This window comes from Corynebacterium sp. CCUG 70398 (assembly GCF_024454055.1).
GTDB classification, from domain to species: domain Bacteria; phylum Actinomycetota; class Actinomycetes; order Mycobacteriales; family Mycobacteriaceae; genus Corynebacterium; species Corynebacterium genitalium.
Genome location: NZ_JAGPYZ010000001.1, coordinates 459,308 through 478,501, shown reverse-complemented (window position 1 = coordinate 478,501; position 19,194 = coordinate 459,308). Strand labels below are relative to the sequence as shown.

The following is a 19,194-nucleotide window of genomic DNA, read 5'->3' as shown; positions in this document are numbered from 1 at the left end:
AACAGGGTAGAGACAGTCAGCGCGCAACTGAATGCGCACTGCACACAGCTGCAATGAGTATGCGTCGGTGGTGTCCGGGGGTCAAGCTACGATGTGGGCATGCCTGAGACGCTCGCCACGGACAACCCTGTTGCGCGTGTCTTGCCGCTTCTGGGTTTGCCGCATTTGGACCGGCCGTTTGATTACCTGGTGGCCGAATCAGACTCGGAAGCCGCGCAGCCGGGCGTGCGTGTGCGCATTCGTTTTGCGGGGCGGCTCGTGGATGCGCTGGTGCTCGAGCGCGCCGCCACCAGCGACCACGAGGGGAAACTGCGGTTCATTGAGCGCGTCGTCTCCCCGGAGGTGGTTTATCCAGAGCGCATGCGCTTGCTTATCGACGCATTAGCCGACCGATACGCCGCCACCCGGTCCGACCTGATCCGCACCGCTATTCCACCGCGCCACACCAAAGCCGAGGAAACGGACACCACCACAGCGTGGGAAGAGCTGGGCGAGGCAGCCGAGCCGGACTTGAGCGCCTGGAGCGCTTACGAGCACGGGGAATCCTTTGTTGATGCCGTCATCGGCGGAACACTCGCGCGGGCGGCCTGGCAGATTGCGCCTGGCGACGATTGGGCTGCCGCGCTGGCGGCGCTGGCCACGAAGGTGGCGAAGGACGGCGGGGGAGTCCTCATTGTCGTGCCCGACCAGACGGACGTGGACACGGTCGATGCAGCCCTGCGCGAGCTGGTGGGGCCGCGGCAGATCACCACGCTCACGGCTTCGCTCGGCCCCCAGGCCCGGTACAGCCGGTTCCTGTCGGTGCTGCACGGGCAGGGCCGGATTGTGGTGGGGACGCGGTCGGCGGGGTTCGCGCCCGTCGAAAAGCTGCAACTCGCCGTCGTGATGTTCGACGGCGACGATTCTCTCGTCGACCCGCGCGCGCCGTACACCCACGCGCGGGAGGTGCTGACCACGCGCTCAGCGATCGAGAAGGCCTCGCTCATCATCGGTGGCCACGCACGCACGGCGGAGACGCAGTTGCTTGTGGAATCCGGGTGGGCGCACGACTTGGTGGCCCCGCGTGCGACGGTGCGGGCCCGGTCGCCGTTCATTCACGCTGCCGGCGACAGCGACTTCGCTTTGGAGAAAGACCCGCGCGCGGCCGCTGCCCGCATCCCGTCTGTCGCGTTCGAGGCCGCACGCAAGGCGCTGGCCGCCGACAAGCCGGTGTTGTTCCAAGTACCGCGCACCGGGTATGTGCAGTCCTTGGCGTGCGGAAATTGCCGCGAACCTGCTCGCTGCCGCGCGTGCAACGGACCGCTGGGCCTGCCCAGTGGCGGGGAAGCCGCCGCGCCGACATGCCGCTGGTGTGGGCGGATGGACTCGTCGTACGTGTGCCCGGTGTGCGGCTCGCACCGCCTGAGGGCCGTCGTGCTGGGAACGCAGCGCACCGCGGAAGAACTCGGCCGCGCCTTCGCACCGGCCAAGGTGATCATGTCCTGGGGAGAGAAGATTCTCAAGGAGGTGCCGGACGGGCCCGCCATCGTCGTCGCCACGCCGGGGGCAGAACCACGCGCCAGCGGAGGTTATGGTGCCGCTGTCCTGTTAGATACGTGGGCGTTGCTCGGCCGCCCGGACATGCGGGCGAGTGAGGAGGCGTTGGCGAAGTGGATGGGGGCGGCGGGGCTCGTCGATAAGCAAGGCGACGTTGTCGTTGTCGCAGAACCCGCGCTGCCCGTCGTCCAGCACCTCATCCGCTGGGATGCGCCCGGATATGCGGCCCACGAGCTGGAAGCGCGGCGTGAGGTGCGGTTCCCGCCCGCGGTGCACATGGCGGCGGTGGATTCGCCTAGGGAGTCGCTGACGGATTTCCTGGCGCACATCGATTTGCCGCCGCACGCGGAGGTGCTCGGCCCGGTTGACCTTGGTGACGAGACCTATCAACAGCGCGTGCTCATCCGCGCCCCGCTGTCGACGCGCACTGCGCTGGGCAAGGCGCTGCGGGCGGCGAACGTGAACCGCGCCACCCGCAAACAGGAGGCGCCGCTGCGCATCACCATCAATCCGATGGACATTGGTTAGACTCGCGCCCATGACAGTTCGCCCCATCAGGATCTTCGGGGATCCGGTGCTCAATTCCGAAGCCACCCGCATCGACACGTTCGACGAAGCGCTACGCACGCTGGTCAGCGACATGCTGGAGACGATGGATGCCGCCGGCGGCGTGGGCTTGGCTGCCAACCAGATCGGGCTGACCAAGCGCATTTTTGTCTACGACTGCAACGGCATGCGCGGCGCCCTGATCAATCCGGTGTGGGAGCCGATCGACGACTACGTGCAGATCGGCCCAGAGGGCTGTTTGTCCATCCCGGGCATTCAGGCTGAGGTGGAGCGGCACGAGAACGTCATCGCTCGCGGCCAAGATGAGTTCGGCCGTCCGGTGGCAATCCGCGGCAACGGCTTGCTGGCGCGCTGCATCCAGCACGAAACAGACCACCTGGACGGGGTGCTGTTCCTGCGGCGTTTGGAGCCGGAGGTGCGCAAGGAAGCCATGGCGGTCATCCGCGGTGCGGATTGGTACCAGGCACAGGGGGAGCTGGTTGAGGAAGGAGACAGGGCATGAGATTGATTTTCGCAGGCACACCCGAACCGGCCGTCGTCGCACTGCAGAAGCTCATCGCCTCCGATCACGAGGTCGTCGCAGTGCTCACCCGCCCGGACGCGAAGAAGGGCCGCGGCCGTACCCTTCACCCTTCTCCGGTCAAAGCGCTGGCTATGGAGCACGGCATCGAGGTGCTCACCCCAGAGACTCTGCGCGGCAACGAGGAGGCGCATGCCCGGCTGACGGAGCTGGCTCCCGACGCCATTCCCGTTGTCGCCTACGGCAATCTCATCCCAGAGGACTTTCTGACCATTCCCCGCCACGGCTGGATCAACCTGCACTTTTCGCTGCTGCCGCAGTGGCGCGGGGCCGCCCCCGTGCAGGCGGGGATTCTCCACGGCGACGAATTCAGCGGCGCCACGACGTTCCGGATCGACCAGGGCTTGGACACCGGCGACATCATCGGTCAACAGCGAGAAGAAATCCGCGCCACCGACACGGCGGATGACCTGCTGACGCGCCTGGCCTATGACGGTGCTGACCTGCTTGTCCGCACCATGGATGACCTGGAATCCGGCACCGCGATATTCACCCCGCAGGAGGGGGAGGCGACCTACGCGCCGAAGATCACGAAAGATGATGCCCGCATTGACTGGCAGTCCTCCGCGGCGGAGATTGACCGCGCCGTTCGCGCCCACACACCGGGCCCCGGAGCGTGGACAACGCTTGGCGATGCCCGCTACAAAGTCGGCCCCATCACCCCCTCCCACGAGCAACTCGCGCCGGGGCATGTGGCCATTTCTAAGGCCGAAGTGCGTGTTGGCACCGGCGACGGGTCCGTTGTGCTGGGCATGATCCAGCCTCCGGGAAAGAAGATGATGCGGGCCACCGACTGGGCCCGCGGCCTCCACACCTCCGGCTCTGAAGACAGGTCTGGAGAAGGCGCGGAGGTGGTCTTCGAGTGAGCGGCGGATTCCGGTCGCGCACGAAGAGCGCGCAGCAGGGCAGCCAGAAACAGGACGCCTCCAAGCAGGGGAAGTCGAAGCAAAGGCACAACACGCCGAAGCGGCCGCAGGCGCACTCGCGCATTGGCGACGCTGCACGCGAGGCCGCGTTCGACGCGGTGCTGCGCGTGGAGACGGAGGACGCGTTCGGCAACCTGGTCCTGCCGCAAATCCTCCGTGAACGCAAAGTCAAAGGCCGCGATGCTGCTTTTGCCACCGAGCTGGCCTACGGCACGCTGCGGATGCTGGGGGTGCTCGACGCGGTCATTGCGGAATGCTCGTCGCGTCCCCTGACTGAGCTCGACCCAGCCGTGTTGACGGCGTTGCGATTGGGCACCTACCAGCTGCTGATGACGCGGGTGGATGACCACGCTGCTGTTGACACCTCAGTGCGCCTCGCGGAGGCCGCAGGCCAAGGCAAGGCGAAGGGTTTTGTGAACGGCATCCTGCGCACTGTCGCGCGCACGTCGGCGCAAGAATGGATGGATAAGCTCGCGCCGTCCGACGAGTCGGCGGCGACCGCGTTTCGCACCGCGCACCCGGAATGGATCGCGCGCTCTTTCGCTCAGGTACTGCCTGCCGACGAACTGGAAGCGGCGCTCGCAGCTGATTCGGAGCGGCCGAAAGTGCATCTCGTTGCGCGGCCGGGGGAGATGAGCGCGGAGGAGCTCGCACTGGTCACCGGTGGCGAGGAGGGCGGCTACAGCCCCTACGCTGTCTACCTCGACGGCGGTGACCCAGGATCACTCGAACCGGTGCGCGACCGCATGGCGGCGGTGCAAGACGAGGGTTCGCAGCTCATCGCCCGCGCGGTGACCGAAGTGCCCGTCGAGGCTGACGGCGGCGACCACGGCCGTTGGCTGGATCTGTGCGCCGGCCCAGGTGGCAAGGCCGCGCTCATGGGCTCCATCGCTGCGATCGACGGCGCGACGGTCGATGCGGTGGAGATCGGGGAGACCCGCGCTGAGTTGATCCGCAAGAGCGCCGAAGGCTTGCCGGTGACGGTCCACGTCGCCGACGGGCGCAATCCCGGTCTCGAGGCAGGCTTTGACCGCGTGCTTGTGGACGCACCATGCTCCGGCCTAGGTGCCCTGCGCCGCCGCCCTGAAGCCCGGTGGCGCAAGAGCGAAGACGACGTTGCTGAGTTGAACACGCTGCAGGAAGAGCTGCTCGCCTCCGCTGTGAATCTGGCCAAGCCCGGTGGTGTGGTGGTGTATTCCACGTGTTCGCCGGATGCGCGGGAGACGCGCGGGATCGTCGATAAGCAACTGGCGAAGGGGGACGTTGAAGAGCTGGACGCACGCGAGTTCCTTCCGGAGATGGGCGAGCTTGGTGAGCACCTCAGTGCGCAGATGTGGCCGCACCGGCACGGCACGGACGCTATGTTTCTGTCCGTTCTCCGTAAGATGAAGTCATGATCTACATCGCCCCGTCGATCCTGGCCGCCGATTACGCCGCGCTCGGCGCGGACGTGGAAAAGGTGCCCACCGCCGACTTGATCCACGTGGACATCATGGACGGCCACTTCGTGCCTAACCTGTCGTTCGGGCCGGACGTGACCAAGGCCGTCAACCGCGTCACCGACCAGTTCCTGGACATCCACATGATGATCGAGGAGCCGGAGCGCTGGTTCGAGACCTACATCGATGCTGGCGGCGACCGTCTGGTCTTCCACATCGAGGCAACGAACGACCACATCAACGCAGCAAAGAAGCTGCATGACTTGGGCGTCGAGGCTGGGTTCGCGATCAAGCCCGGCACGCCGATCGAGCCGTATCTCGACGACCTCGAGCACTTCGAGGAAGTCATGGTCATGAGCGTCGAGCCCGGTTTCGGCGGCCAAAAGTTCATGCCGGAGGTCTTAAACAAGGTGGTCACGTTACGCGAGCACATCGCAAATGCTGGCTTATCGACGATCATTGGCATCGACGGCGGCATCGGCGAATCCACCATCAAGCAAGCCGCTGAGGCTGGCGTGGAGTCTTTCGTCGCGGGATCGGCGGTGTTCGGCGCGCACGACCCGGCAGAGGCAGTGGAGAAGCTGCGCGGGTTGGCGACCGAGGCCCGCCCGGCGGATGCTGTATGAGGCACTACACCCACACATTCACCGAACAGGAAGAAACAGCGCTGTGGGAAGCGCTCGACGCCGGTGCCGCAGTGCGGGGCACGACGAGCCCCAACCCGCCTGTCGGGTGCGTCATCTACCGCGAGGTTGAGCCGGTGATCGTGGACGACTGGGATCAGGCCGAGCCGGAGATCATCGCCACCGGGGGAACCGAACCTGTCGGCGGACGGCACGCGGAGATCGTCGCCCTCGACGCGGCGCGTGAAAAGGTCGGGGATGACGGGCTGAGGGGCGCGTGCATGCTGGTCACCCTTGAACCGTGCAACCACACCGGGCGGACAGGGCCGTGTGCGGAAGCGATCGTGGCGGCCGGTATCGCCAAAGTCGTCTACATCGAGCCGGATCCGAATTCGGAGGCATCCGGCGGTGCCGAGTACCTGCGCCGGCACGGGGTGGAAGTGCACCACAAGACCTACGACGTGACCGGACTTGCGCCATGGTTGACGGCGGTGCGCCATGGTCGGGTGTCGGTCACCGCCAAGTTCGCCGCTACCCTTGACGGGTTCGTGGCTGCGCCGGATGGGTCGAGCCAGTGGATCACCGGTCCGATCACCCGCGAGTGGGTCCATGAGGATCGCTCGCGGGTGGACGCGATCATCATCGGCACCGGAACGGCCCTGGCTGATAACCCGTCGTTGACTGCCCGGAAAGCTGACGGAACGTTAGCGGAGAGGCAGCCGCGCAGGGTGGTCGTCGGCACGCGTGAGGTACCGGAGGGCAACCTGACCCGGCTTGGGTTCGAGCAGTACGCCACCCCGCAGGAGGCGCTCGACGCGTTGTGGGAGACCGGGGCGCGGCACGTCATCGTAGAAGGCGGGCCGACGCTTATGCGCAGCGTGTTCGAGCTCGGCGTCGTCGACGCGATTCACGCATACGTCGCCCCGATGCTTTTCGGGGCTGGACGCAGCATGATCGATGGACCATTGGTGGGCACGCTTACGCAGGCGCAACGCTATGAGATCGACTACGTCGACTACACCAGCAACGACGACGTGCTCATTGCGCTTCGCCGTTGCGAAGAGTGCGAGGAAGAGGAGACTTGATGTTCACGGGCCTGGTGGAGGAAGTGGGAAGCGTCGAGAAGCTGGAGCGGCTCGATGAGGCCGTGCGACTCACGGTGCGCGGACCGAAAGTCACTGCTGATGCCCAGCCGGGCGACTCGATCGCCGTCGACGGCGTGTGTCTAACGGTCGTGGAGGCTGCAGGTGGCGTGTTCACCGCCGACGTCATGCAGGAAACGCTGAACCGCTCCCGCTTGGGCAGCTACGAGGTCGGCTCGAACGTCAACCTCGAGCGAGCCCTGGCGGCGGGGGCGCGAATGGGTGGCCACATCGTGCAGGGGCATGTCGACGGTGTCGGCGAGCTCATCTCCCGTGAAAGTTCAGAGCACTGGGACGTGCTGCGTTTCTCGCTGCCGGAGCAGCTCGCGCGCTACGTCGTGGAGAAGGGCTCGATCGCGCTCAACGGCACCTCGCTGACAGTCTCTGCGGTAAGCGCGGACTACGTGGAGGTCTCGCTCATCCCGACGACGTTGGCTGAAACGACATTCGGTGAGTTGGCCGTCGGCGAGCCGGTGAATATGGAAGTTGACGTGGTGGCCAAATACGTCGAAAAAATGGTGGCGGGCTACCATTAGTCCCCATGAGCGACACCCTGCGACTGGATTCTATTGATCACGCCGTGGCAGCCATCGCCCGCGGTGGGGCGGTCGTGGTTGTCGACGATGAAGACCGTGAGAACGAGGGTGACCTCATCTTCGCAGCAGATCACGCGACGCCTGAGCTCGTTGCGTTCATGGTGCGCTATTCCTCCGGCTACATCTGCGTGTCCATGGAGGACTCCCGCGCCAGTGAACTGAACCTGCCGCCGATGGTGGCGCAGAACGAAGACGCACGCGGCACGGCCTATGCCGTGACCGTGGATGCGGCGACGGGAACGACGGGGATTTCAGCCCGCTCGCGTGCGGAGACGATCCGCCGGCTCGCCGACCCGAGCTTTGGCCCGGAGGCGTTCACCCGACCCGGTCACATTGTTCCGTTGCGTGCCCGCGCTGGCGGGGTGCTCGCCCGCGACGGGCACACCGAGGCCGCTGTCGATCTTTCCCGCATGGCCGGCTGTGCGCCGGTGGGCGTGCTGTGCGAGATCGTGTCCGAAGACGACCCGACCGACATGGCGCGCGGGCCTGAACTCCGCCGCTTCGCCGACGAGCACGGCCTACCAATGATCTCGATCGCGCAGCTCATCCAGCACCGTCGCCGCACCGAGCCAATGGTCGAGCGAGCAGCTACGACAACATTGCCCACCGATTACGGCGTGTTCACGGCGTACGGTTACCGCGCGCTTGTCGACGGCACCGAGCACGTCGCCCTCGTCGTCGGCGACGTCACCGAGGCGGGCGGGGACGACGATGTGTTGGTCCGTGTCCACTCGGAGTGCCTGACGGGGGATGTGTTCTCCTCGACACGTTGCGACTGCGGCCCGCAGCTGCACGAGTCCATGCGCCGGATCCAAGCCGCCGGGCGCGGTGTGATCGTGTACGTGCGCGGGCATGAGGGCCGCGGCATCGGACTGGTGGCTAAACTGCAGGCCTACCGTCTGCAGGACGACGGGCTCGATACCGTCGATGCGAACTTGGAGCAGGGTTTGCCGATCGACGCGCGGGAATACTCCGTTGCCGGCCACATCCTCGCCGATCTCGGCGTAGCCTCGGCGGAGGTGCTGTCCAACAACCCGGACAAGGTGGAGGCCTTGAGCGGTTTTGGACCTGTCATTGCCGGGCGCACCCGCATTGAAATCGCCCCCTCCCACGACAACATCTATTACCTGCGCACAAAGCGCGACCGGATGGGCCATGACCTGCCGCTGGTCACCGAATGGGAACGCACGCACGGTGTGTGAAGCTCTGCTTCACACGGGTAAAAGAAGGGAAAGAAACCGTATGGCTACGACCGGAGCGCCCCAGCTCGCACAGTTGAATGCCGAGGGAATGTCGGTGGCGGTGGTGGTGACGAAGTGGAACGCAGGCATCGTCGATAAGCTGCGTGACCGCGCCGTGACCGCCGCACGCGACGCTGGTGCGAAGGTCGAAGTCTTTTCTGTCGCTGGCGCGCTGGAGCTGCCGGTTGTCGTGCAGGCGTGCGCGAAGCGTTTCGACGCCGTCGTCGCCCTCGGCTGCGTCATCCGCGGTGAAACGGCCCACTTCGATTATGTCTGCGATTCCGTGACGGAGGGCCTCACCCGGGTGGCGCTCGATGAGGAAGTGCCTGTGGGCAGCGGCGTGCTCACCGTCGACAATGAGCAGCAAGCACTTGACCGCGCCGGCGGCAAAGGCGCGAAGGAAGACAAGGGCGCAGAAGCTGTTGCTGCGGCGCTCGGTGCAGCTAAGACGCTGGCGCAGGTGCGCACATTCCCGCTTTTGGCCCGCGACTAGCGCGAACACTAGGATGGCCAGTGAGATGAGCCCTGACACCAGTTCCGACAGCCCCGAGATGACCAGCCCTGACAAGCGGGCGCCGTTGAGCGATGAGGAACTCGCATACTTCAACGCCCTCGACCCCCATGCCGTGACCTCGACGAAGCCGTGGAAGTTCGAGGCAACGTCTCCGGCACTCAAGCGCATTGCGGTGATCGCCATCGTGGTGATCATGGCTGTGCACATCTTCATGGGGGCAGTCGTCGACATCGAGTTCACAGGCGCCGCTATCACGACACTGGACAAGCTCGCTTTCCCGGGCATCGGCCTGATTCTGTCCGCATTCACCTGGTGGGGCTTGTCGCGGCCACGTGTGCGGGCGAACGAGGACGGCGTGGAGGTGCGCAACATCATCGGCACACGCTTCTACCCGTGGGTGGTCATCTACGGTTTGGCATTCCCGCGCGGGTCGCGCATGGCGCGGTTGGAGTTGCCGGAGTTCGAATACGTGCCGCTGTGGGCGATCCAGTCCGCCGACAAAGAACGCGCTGTGGCTGCGGTGAAGGACTTCCGCGAGCTCGAAGCCCAGTACATGCCCGAGGACTAGATGGCTAACCCAGAGTCCTACCGCCCGGCACCGGGAACAATCCCCACTGATCCGGGCGTCTACAAATTCCGTGACGGCGCCGGCCGCGTCGTCTACGTGGGCAAGGCGAAGAACCTGCGCTCCCGGCTGAACAACTACTTCCAGCCGCCGCAAACGCTCCACCCGCGCACGCGTCAGATGGTCTTCACGGCTGCCAAGGTCGAGTGGACGGTCGTAGCCAGCGAGGTCGAGGCGCTGCAGCTCGAATACACGTGGATCAAACGGTACGACCCGTGGTTCAACGTCATGTACCGCGACGACAAGACCTACCCAATGCTCGCGGTGAGCGTAGGGGAGAAGTACCCGCGGGCGTTCTTCTACCGCGGTCCGCGGCGCAAAGGCGTGCGTTACTTCGGCCCCTTCTCGCATGCGTGGGCGGTGCGCGAAACCTTGGACCTGCTCACGCGCGTGTTCCCGATTCGCACGTGCTCCAACGGCGTGTTCAACCGGCACGAACAGCTAAGGCGGCCGTGCCTACTGGGGTACATCGACAAGTGCTCGGCGCCGTGCGTGTCGCGCGTGAGCGAGCCGGAGTACGACGACATTGTGAACGGCTTCATGGGCTTCATGTCCGGCCGCACCGATGCCGTAGTGAAGGGTCTCACCTCCCAGATGATGGAGGCGAGCGAGAACCTCGAGTTCGAAAAAGCCGCCCGGCTGCGCGACGATCTGGGCGCCGTGAACAAGGTGATGGAGAAGCAGACGGTCGTGCTGTCCATCGACACTGATGCGGATGTCATCGCCTTCGACACCGACGAGCTCGAGGCCGCCGTGCAGATCTTCACTGTCCGCGACGGCCGCATCCGTTCCCAACGGGGGTGGGTCGTGGAGAAGACCGGTGATGAGCCGGGCTCCATGGAGCGTCTCGACGAAGGCCAGGACGACCCCGCCCTGCCCGTCCTCATGCAGAACTTCCTCGTGCAGTACTACTCCGATGCCGTTGAGCGGATGGAGCAGGAGCAAGCTGAAGACGAGCGTTTGGCTGCGAAGAAGGTCCGCCGCCGCGGCGTGGACCAAGAGTCGCGCGCACAGGTGAAGCAGCCGATGCCGGTGCCGCGCGAGATCCTCGTGGAGGTCATGCCGGCGGAGGCGGAGGAGACCCAGGCTCTGCTGGAGAAGTTGCGCGGCGGGCCAGTGTCATTCCGCGTGCCGCAGCGCGGCGACAAGAAGTCTCTCATGGAGACCGTGCACCGCAACGCGAAGGAGTCACTGCGCCAGCACAAGCTCAAGCGCGTCGGCGACCTCACTGCGCGCTCCCAGGCGTTGCAGGACATTCAAGACGCGTTGATGATGGACGAGGCCCCGTTGCGCATTGAGTGCACCGATATCTCCCACATCCAGGGCACTGATGTCGTGGCGTCTCTCGTCGTCTTCGAAGACGGACTGCCCAAAAAGGCGGACTACCGCCGCTACCGCATCAAGGAAGCCGCGGGCGACGGGCGTTCGGATGACGTCGGCTCCATTGCGGAAGTCACCCGCCGCCGCTTCAAGCGCCACAACGAAGATAAGCTGGCCAACCCGGAAGAAAGCGACCAGGTCTTCGACGACGAAGAAGACTCAGCAGTGGAATCCACAGGCAACAAGCGCTTCGCCTACCCGCCGCAGCTGTTCATCGTCGACGGCGGCAAGCCGCAGGTCAACGCCGCCCAAGCGGTGTTCGATGAGTTGGGCATTGTAGACGTCACTCTCATCGGCCTGGCCAAGCGCCTCGAGGAAGTGTGGGTGCCCGACGACGACGAACCGCTCATCCTCCCGCGCAACTCCGAGGGCATGTACCTGCTGCAGCAGATCCGCGACGAAGCCCACCGCTTCGCCATTACCTACCACCGGCAGCAGCGGTCGAAGCGAATGCGGGCGTCTGCCCTCGACGGCATCCCCGGCCTCGGCCCAGCCCGCCGCAGCGACTTGGTGAAGCACTTCGGCAGTGTGAAGAAGCTCAAAGCAGCCAGCGCCGAAGAGATTGAGGAAGTGCCGGGAATCGGCCCGAAACTGGCGGAGACGGTGTGGCAGCATTTGCGCAAGGATCCGTCGTCAAGCGAATAGCTTAAAATGGTGTCCATGGCATCTGAACTGCGACCAGTGATCATCACCGGCATGTCCGGCGGAGGGCTGTCCTCGGCGGCGCGCGTCTTCGAGGACAAGGGGTACTTCGTCTCCCAGAACCTGCCGCCGCAGCTGATCATCGAGCTGATGGACCTCGCGGCGGAGAAAAGCTCGCCCGTGGACAGGCTCGCCGTGGTGACAGATGTGCGCGCCCGCATCTTCAAGGGTTCGCTCATGGACGTCATCGACAAGGCGCACGAGCGCGGTTACAACCCCTTCGTGCTCTTCCTCGAGGCCCGCGATGATGTGCTGATCAGGCGGTTCGACAGTGTGCGCCGCACCCACCCGCTGCAGGACGACAATCCGCTGCATGTCGGGATCACCCGCGAGCGGGCAGAGTTGGCGCGCGTGCGTCAGGCAGCAGACGTGATCATTGACTCGTCCAACCTGTCCATCCACGATCTGCGGCGCGCCATCGAAGCGTCTGTCGGTGACCTGGATTCAACGAAGCAGCACGTGACCATTGAATCCTTCGGTTTCAAGCATGGCTCGCCGCGCGACGCGGACCTTGTGCTCGATGTGCGCTTTCTGCCGAACCCGTACTGGATCGAGGAGCTGCGTGATTTCCGCGGCATTGATGCCCCTGTCAGCGATTATGTGCTGTCGCGGCCAGGCGCTGATGAGTTCGTCGACGGTGTGGTGAACCTGCTCAGCTCCATGATGGCTGGTTACAAGCACGAGGGCAAAGACTTCGTCACCGTCGGTATTGGTTGCACCGGTGGGCATCACCGATCTGTCGCGGTGTCGGAAGAGATCGGTCGGCGGTTGAATGAGCGTGGCGATGTCGGTGTGTCCGTCATGCACCGCGACCTCAACCGGAACTAAACGCCACGCTAGGAAAGAGGAGATCACTCCCATGACCGAACATCGCGATGTTCTCAGCGTGGCCAGCCTAGGCGGCGGTCACGGCCTGCACCAGACTTTGCTCGCCGCGCGCGAGATTGCGGGGGCACAGCTTGGCGACGGCTGCAGCCCCGAGACCTGCCGCGTCAACGCGATCGTCACCGTCGCCGACGACGGCGGCTCCTCGGGTCGCCTGCGCCGCGAATTGTCCATTGTGCCGCCGGGCGACCTGCGCATGGCGATGGCCGCGCTGACACCGCCCACCGAAGAAGGCGCAGTGTGGAAGAAGGTGCTGCAGCATCGTTTCGGCGGAAACGGCGCCATGGCGGGGCACGCCGTGGGCAACCTGATGATCGCCGGCATGACCGAAGCCTCCGACGACATTCAGCTCGCCTTGGACACCGTGGGGTCATGGACAGACAGCACTGGGCGCGTTCTGCCGGTTGCGCTGCAGCCGCTCGACATCGAGGCTGAGGTCGCCGGGCTTGACGACGACTTCCGTGTCCTCCGCGCCGTGCGCGGGCAGGTGGCTGTGGCGACGACACCGGGCTCCGTCAGGCGTGTGCGCTTGATCCCAGAGGAGCCTGCGGCGAACCCTGCCGCGATCGACGCCATCATGAGCGCCGACGTGGTCACCATTGGTCCAGGCTCGTGGTTCTCGTCGGTGATCCCGCACCTGCTGGTTCCGGAGATCGTCGAGGCGCTACGCAATACTCCAGCCAAGGTCGTCGTCATCCTCAACCTGTCGCCGGAGCAGGGGGAGACCCCTGGCTTCACCACCGAACGCCACATCCATGTGTTCAACCAGCACGCCCCGGAGTTAAAGGTGGACTACTTCCTCGCCGACTCCAATATTCAGCTCTCGCCAGGAGAGCGTTCCTACCTTGAACGGGCGGCAGAAGGCGCCGGTGCTGCGATCACTTTCGCCGACATGTGTGAGCGCGACGAGGAAAACCAGTGCACGAACAGGCACGATCCGGAGAAACTTGCAGCTGCCATCACTTCGCTGCTGCGCGGAAACTAAGCTTTTGGGGAGATTGTCCCCATCCGACACGAAGAGAGGCGACACGGTGGCATTGACAGCACAGGTCAAAGATGAGCTGTTGGGTGTGAACCCCTCCAGCACTGACGCGCGCATTGCCGAAGCAACCGCGATGCTGCGCGTCGCCGGAGAATTCGACCAGGGGCTGCGCGGCATTGAGTTGCGCGCCGATTTCGCGGAACGCTCCGTCGCCGACCACTTGGCCGCCACCATCCGCGACGTGTGTGACGTGAAAGTCGACGTGACGTCCTCTTCGCCGGGGAGCCAATCCCGCGACGTGCGCTACGAGGTCAAGGTCACCGACGGTGCCCGCGATGTCATCCGCCGCTTCCGATTGGTCACCGCATCCGGACACCCCGTGGTGGGCTTACCGCGCCACATCATCTCCGGCACCATCGCAGAGGTGGAAGCAGCGTGGCGCGGGGCCTTCCTGGCGCGCGGCTCGCTCACCGAACCCGGCCGCACCTCAGCGCTGGAGGTCGTCTGCCCGCGCCAGGAGACAGCACTGGCGCTGGTGGGGCTCGCCCGCCGCCTGTCCGTCGCTGCGAAGACGAAGGAGACGCGCGGCACCGAGCGCGTCTATCTGCGCGACGGCGACGCGATCGGGATTCTGCTCTCCCGCATGGGCGCACCCCGCGTGCGCCTCGAGTGGGACGAGAAGCGCAAGAAGCGCCAAGCGAAGCAGTCCGCTAGCCACCACGCCAATTTCGACGACGCGAACCAGCGCCGTTCGGCCCAAGCTGCTGCAGCCGCGGCTGCCCGCGTCGACCGAGCGATGTCGATCCTCGGCGACGACGTGCCGGAACACCTTGCCGACGCTGGCTACCTCCGCGTCAAACACCGTCACGCGTCGCTGGAGGAACTCGGCCGTCTCGCTGATCCGCAAATGACCAAAGATGCTGTCGCCGGCCGCATCCGCCGCCTGCTGTCGTTGGCCGACAAGCGGGCGAAAGAGCTGGGGATTCCCGACACAAATGCCGCCGTCGCTGAGGACAGTTAGAGCCGCGGAAAAGCACCTGCAGGGGTGCCTGCAATTCTCTACACTTGGGTGGTGAGGGCACGACGTGCCACGACACCAATCCGATAAAAGGAGAAATTCAGTGACCACCCGCATCGGCATTAACGGTTTCGGCCGCATCGGCCGCTCCGCATTCCGCATCATCCTGGAAAACTACGCGGACGAGCTCGAGGTTGTGAAGATCAACGATCTGACCGACAACGAGACCCTGGCTCACCTGATCAAGTACGACACCGCTTACGGCCAGCTGGGCCACGAGGTCGAGTACGACGACAACTCCCTGACCATCAACGGCAAGCGCATTGAGGTCACCGCTGAGAAGGACCCGGCGAACCTGGCATGGGGCGACGCTAACGTCGACATCGTCCTGGAATCCACCGGTATCTTCACCGACGGCGAGAAGGCGCAGGCACACATCGATGCTGGCGCCAAGAAGGTCATCATCTCCGCACCGGGCAAGAACGTCGACGGCACCTACGTGTGGGGTGTGAACCACACCGACTACAACGCTGACTCCAAGATCATCTCCGCCGCATCCTGCACCACCAATTCCCTGGCTCCGGTTGCCAAAGTGCTCAACGATGCATTCGGCATCCAGAACGGCCTGATGACCACCATCCACGCCTACACCGGCGACCAGCGCCTGCAGGACGCTCCGCACAAGGACCTGCGCCGCGCCCGCGCTGCTGCCCAGAACATCGTACCGACCACCACCGGTGCGGCGAAGGCTGTCGCTCTGGTTCTGCCGGAGCTGGAGGGCAAGCTCGACGGCTTCGCAATGCGTGTGCCGACCATCACTGGTTCCGCCACGGACCTGACCGTCAACGTTGGCCGCGACGTCACGGTCGACGAGGTCAATGAGGCTGTCAAGAACGCTGTCCAGGACCCGGAGTTCGGCCGTGCGCTGGAGTACACCGAGGACCCGATCGTCTCCTCCGACATCATCGGCAACTCCCACGGCGCCATCTTCGACGCTGGCATGACCCGCGTGATCGACGGCAACCTGGTGAAGATCATCTCGTGGTACGACAACGAGTACTCCTACACCTCCCAGTACATCCGCATGACCAAGCACGTCGCTGACAACCTCTAAGCAGGGGCGCGCACCCCGTGCGTCCCTAGCTTGAAGCCCGGGGGAGTGCTCACTCCTTCCCGGGCTTTCACTTACGCTGACACACTTTCAAGGAGATAGACAATCATGGCTGTACGTTCCATCGACGAGCTGCTCAAGGAGGGCGTCGACGGCCGCCACGTGCTCGTGCGCTCCGATTTCAACGTCCCGCTCGACGACGACGGCAACATCACCGACGCAGGGCGTATCGACGCATCTCTGCCCACCATCCAGGCGCTTATCGACGGTGGCGCCAAGGTCATCCTCACCGCCCACCTGGGCCGCCCGAAGGGTGAGGTGAACCCGAAGTACTCCCTCAAGCCGGTCGCTGAGGCTTTGTCCGAGCGCCTGGGCCAGTACGTCGCACTCGCATCTGATGTGACGGGCGAGGACGCGCATGAGCGTGCCAACGGCCTGTCCGAGGGCGATATGCTGCTCGTCGAGAACGTGCGCTTCGATGCCCGCGAAACCTCCAAGGATGAGTCTGAGCGTGAGAGCTTCGCCGACGAGCTCGCAGCTCTCGCAGCTGATGACGGTGCGTTTGTTTCCGACGGTTTCGGTGTGGTGCACCGCGCGCAGGCCTCGGTGTACGACGTGGCCAAGCGTTTGCCTGCATACGCCGGCTACCTCGTCCAGGACGAAGTGGACAAGCTCGCCGCGATCAAGGACAATCCGACCGCCCCGTACATCGTCGTGCTCGGCGGCTCGAAGGTCTCTGACAAGCTCGGTGTGATCGAGGCACTCGCGGAGAAGGCCGATCACGTCATCATCGGTGGCGGCATGTGCTACACCTTCCTCACTGCTCAGGGGCACAACACCCAGGAGTCTCTGCTCCAGGAGGAGATGGTGGACACTTGCAAGGAGCTCATTGAGAAGTACGGCGACAAGATCGTCCTCCCGGTCGACCTGGTGGCCGCTTCCGAGTTCGACAACGACGCTGAGCGCAAGACCGTCGACCTCGACGGCATCCCGGAGGGCTGGCTCTCCCTCGACATCGGCCCCGAGACCGCTAAGAAGTACGCGGAGATCATCGCCGACTCTAAGACCGTGTTTTGGAACGGCCCGATGGGTGTCTTCGAGAAGCCGAACTTCGCCGACGGCACCCGCGCTGTCGCACAGGCGATGATTGACGCTACCGCCAACAACGGCTCTTTCACGGTCGTCGGCGGCGGCGACTCCGCAGCGTCGGTACGCGTGCTCGGGCTCGACGAGGACGGCTTCTCTCACATTTCCACCGGCGGCGGCGCTTCTCTCGAGCTCGTCGAGGGCAAGGAACTGCCCGGCGTCTCCGTCCTCGAGCAAAACTAAGCGGACCAACGGATAAGCCGAAAGGAAGATTTTCATGGCACGTAAGCCCCTTATCGCTGGCAACTGGAAAATGAACCACGACCACCTCGAGGCGATCTCCCAGGCGCAGCGTCTCGCCTTCGCACTGCCGAAGGACTACTACGAGGACGTTGATGTCGCACTGACCGTCCCGTTCACCGACCTGCGTTCCCTGCAGACGCTCGTCCAGGGCGACAACCTGCAGATCACTTACGGTGCGCAGGATGTATCCGCACACGAGTCCGGCGCCTACACCGGTGAGATCTCCGCGCCGATGCTGGCCAAGCTGGACTGCACGTGGGTTGTCGTCGGTCACTCCGAGCGCCGCGAATACCACGCCGAGTCCAATGAGCTCGTCTCCCAGAAGGCGAAGGCCGCACTGTCCCAGGGCGTCACGCCGATCATTTGCGTCGGTGAGCAGCTCGATGTGCGCGAGGCAGGGGACCACGTGAACTTCGTGGTCGAGCAGACCCGCGAGTCCCTGGCCGAGCTGGAGACCTCCCAGCTGTCTGAGATCGTCATTGCGTACGAGCCGGTCTGGGCTATCGGAACCGGGAAGAGCGCATCCGCTGAAGATGCTCAGGAGATCTGCAAAGCTATCCGCGGTCTGATCGCCGAACTCGCAGGGGATGAGGTCGCAGCCGGCATCCGTATCCTGTACGGCGGCTCGGTCAAGACCGACACGATTGCCGACATCATCGGCCAGCCGGATGTTGACGGCGGTCTGGTCGGCGGCGCATCGCTCGACGGCGAGGACTTTGCCAAGCTCGTTGCAGCCGCTGGCGACGCAGTCCGCGCCCAGGCATAAACGGGTACCGAACACCAGCACCGTGCGCGCCGATTCAGAGCGTGGCACCGTGCTGGTGTAACATGTGAACGGTTAACCGCACCCAACTTCGGAGGCACACACCCCATGACGCTGGCTCTTCAGATCATCCTGGTCATCACCTCGCTTTTGATGACTATTTTGGTCCTGCTCCACAGGGGCAAAGGCGGCGGCTTGTCCTCCCTGTTCGGTGGCGGCGTTCAGGCGAACTTGTCCGGTTCGACTGTGGTGGAGAAGAACCTCAACCGCTACACCGTGGCAGTCGCGATCATCTGGATCGTCTGCATCATTGCGCTCCTTCTGATTCAGGCGTACGGGCTGTAAGCAGTCAGACAAGCACACGAACAAAGGCCGGGAATGATCCCGGCCTTTTCTGCTGTCTGCGCCTAGTTCGTGGATTCGCCGTAGGCGTCGTCGGTGACGAAGAGCGTGGTGTTGGCCAGCTCCGGGACGCGGCTGACGGGCCACTGCGGAGTCGGGGAGTCCTTCAGCAGGGCAGCGGTGGCCTCGGCTTTCTCGGAGCCAGAAACGAGGAGCCAGACCTCCTCGGCGCGTGAAATGCCCGGGTAAGTGAGGGTCAGGCGCTCGGCCGGCGGCTTCGGGGACTCGGTGACGGCGACGACGAGTTTTTCGGTCTCATCCAGCTGCTCCGAGTTGGGGAACAGCGAGTTGACGTGTCCGTCGGGTCCCATGCCCATCAGGTGCAGGTCGAAGCCGTCGGGGGCGTGCCTGCGGATGGCATCCTCGTAGTTCGAGGCCGCTTCATCGAGCTGCCCGCTGCCCGGGCGGTACCCGTGAATGTGCGCCTCCGGAATATTGACGTGGTTGAGCAGCGCGTACCGCGCCTGGCCCTCGTTAGAGTCCGGATCGTACACGGGCACGTTGCGCTCATCGCCGAAGAACACGTGGACGCGGGTCCAATCGATCTTCGCACGGACGAGGCGGGACAGGAGCTTGATGCCGGCGCCACCGCCGGTGAACACTACGCGCGCGATCCCGTCCCCGTGCACCCCACCGGTGGGGGTAGACACGATGGTTTCGATGGTCTCGACGAACTGGGTGGATGCTTCGTCGATAAGCACATCGAGGTTGGGGACGTTCCTGACGGTAGTCATTGTGATCGCTCCTTGAAAGCCTTGAAAAACAGCTCGTCT

19 protein-coding genes are annotated in these 19,194 nt (G+C 64.6%); 18 read left to right on the top strand and 1 reads right to left on the bottom strand.

The features are described 5' to 3' along the window. Positions 1–99: 99 nt before the first annotated feature. From KBX07_RS02285 to secG, 18 genes are all read left to right on the top strand, one after another. Complete coding sequence (locus KBX07_RS02285) at positions 100–2,064, top strand: primosomal protein N' (RefSeq protein WP_256022822.1); 1,965 nt, start codon at positions 100–102, stop codon at positions 2,062–2,064. A 10-nt stretch (positions 2,065–2,074) separates the two neighbouring features. Next, positions 2,075–2,605, top strand: a complete 531-nt coding sequence (def, locus tag KBX07_RS02280) for a peptide deformylase (protein ID WP_255995348.1) — start codon at positions 2,075–2,077, stop codon at positions 2,603–2,605. Then, on the top strand, positions 2,602–3,549 hold the full coding sequence (gene fmt, locus KBX07_RS02275; protein WP_256022820.1) for a methionyl-tRNA formyltransferase: 948 nt from the start codon (positions 2,602–2,604) through the stop codon (positions 3,547–3,549). The genes def and fmt overlap by 4 nt, the downstream gene beginning before the upstream one ends. Further along, positions 3,546–5,006: an RsmB/NOP family class I SAM-dependent RNA methyltransferase gene (locus tag KBX07_RS02270; RefSeq protein WP_370687258.1), complete on the top strand. Its 1,461-nt coding sequence runs from the start codon at positions 3,546–3,548 to the stop codon at positions 5,004–5,006. Before fmt ends, KBX07_RS02270 begins: the two co-directional genes overlap by 4 nt. After that, the gene (gene rpe, locus KBX07_RS02265; protein WP_256022819.1) at positions 5,003–5,674 is read left to right on the top strand and encodes a ribulose-phosphate 3-epimerase; all 672 of its coding nucleotides are present in this window, start codon (positions 5,003–5,005) and stop codon (positions 5,672–5,674) included. The genes KBX07_RS02270 and rpe overlap by 4 nt, the downstream gene beginning before the upstream one ends. After that, positions 5,671–6,756, top strand: a complete 1,086-nt coding sequence (gene ribD / locus KBX07_RS02260) for a bifunctional diaminohydroxyphosphoribosylaminopyrimidine deaminase/5-amino-6-(5-phosphoribosylamino)uracil reductase RibD (RefSeq protein ID WP_256022817.1) — start codon at positions 5,671–5,673, stop codon at positions 6,754–6,756. Before rpe ends, ribD begins: the two co-directional genes overlap by 4 nt. Then, positions 6,756–7,349, top strand: coding sequence for a riboflavin synthase (locus tag KBX07_RS02255; protein ID WP_255997615.1), 594 nt, complete (start codon positions 6,756–6,758; stop codon positions 7,347–7,349). The genes ribD and KBX07_RS02255 overlap by 1 nt, the downstream gene beginning before the upstream one ends. A gap of 5 nt (positions 7,350–7,354) precedes the next feature. Further along, a complete protein-coding gene (locus KBX07_RS02250; protein WP_255995354.1) occupies positions 7,355–8,611 on the top strand; it encodes a bifunctional 3,4-dihydroxy-2-butanone-4-phosphate synthase/GTP cyclohydrolase II in 1,257 nt (418 codons plus the stop codon). A 40-nt stretch (positions 8,612–8,651) separates the two neighbouring features. After that, complete coding sequence (gene ribH / locus KBX07_RS02245; protein WP_255997617.1) at positions 8,652–9,143, top strand: 6,7-dimethyl-8-ribityllumazine synthase; 492 nt, start codon at positions 8,652–8,654, stop codon at positions 9,141–9,143. 25 nt (positions 9,144–9,168) lie between these two features. Beyond that, the gene (locus KBX07_RS02240; protein ID WP_255995356.1) at positions 9,169–9,732 is read left to right on the top strand and encodes a PH domain-containing protein; all 564 of its coding nucleotides are present in this window, start codon (positions 9,169–9,171) and stop codon (positions 9,730–9,732) included. Further along, on the top strand, positions 9,733–11,814 hold the full coding sequence (uvrC, locus tag KBX07_RS02235) for an excinuclease ABC subunit UvrC (protein WP_256003653.1): 2,082 nt from the start codon (positions 9,733–9,735) through the stop codon (positions 11,812–11,814). A gap of 6 nt (positions 11,815–11,820) precedes the next feature. Then, the gene (rapZ, locus tag KBX07_RS02230; protein WP_255997620.1) at positions 11,821–12,699 is read left to right on the top strand and encodes an RNase adapter RapZ; all 879 of its coding nucleotides are present in this window, start codon (positions 11,821–11,823) and stop codon (positions 12,697–12,699) included. A gap of 31 nt (positions 12,700–12,730) precedes the next feature. After that, the gene (gene yvcK / locus KBX07_RS02225) at positions 12,731–13,741 is read left to right on the top strand and encodes a uridine diphosphate-N-acetylglucosamine-binding protein YvcK (protein ID WP_005290043.1); all 1,011 of its coding nucleotides are present in this window, start codon (positions 12,731–12,733) and stop codon (positions 13,739–13,741) included. Positions 13,742–13,787: 46 nt separating this feature from the next. Next, a complete protein-coding gene (gene whiA, locus KBX07_RS02220; RefSeq protein ID WP_040423690.1) occupies positions 13,788–14,759 on the top strand; it encodes a DNA-binding protein WhiA in 972 nt (323 codons plus the stop codon). 100 nt (positions 14,760–14,859) lie between these two features. Then, positions 14,860–15,870, top strand: coding sequence for a type I glyceraldehyde-3-phosphate dehydrogenase (gene gap, locus KBX07_RS02215; protein WP_256022814.1), 1,011 nt, complete (start codon positions 14,860–14,862; stop codon positions 15,868–15,870). A 105-nt stretch (positions 15,871–15,975) separates the two neighbouring features. Further along, entirely contained in the window at positions 15,976–17,196 is a 1,221-nt protein-coding gene (gene pgk, locus KBX07_RS02210; protein WP_256022812.1) for a phosphoglycerate kinase, read from the top strand. 34 nt (positions 17,197–17,230) lie between these two features. Continuing rightward, positions 17,231–18,022 carry a triose-phosphate isomerase gene (gene tpiA, locus KBX07_RS02205; RefSeq protein ID WP_005290051.1) on the top strand — a complete coding sequence of 264 codons (792 nt, stop codon included), beginning with the start codon at positions 17,231–17,233 and terminating at the stop codon, positions 18,020–18,022. A gap of 105 nt (positions 18,023–18,127) precedes the next feature. After that, positions 18,128–18,364, top strand: coding sequence for a preprotein translocase subunit SecG (secG, locus tag KBX07_RS02200; protein ID WP_005290052.1), 237 nt, complete (start codon positions 18,128–18,130; stop codon positions 18,362–18,364). 62 nt (positions 18,365–18,426) lie between these two features. Here the strand turns inward: secG and pgl are convergent, their stop codons facing one another. Beyond that, complete coding sequence (gene pgl / locus KBX07_RS02195) at positions 18,427–19,155, bottom strand: 6-phosphogluconolactonase (protein WP_255997630.1); 729 nt, start codon at positions 19,153–19,155, stop codon at positions 18,427–18,429. Between the last annotated feature and the right edge of the window lie 39 nt (positions 19,156–19,194).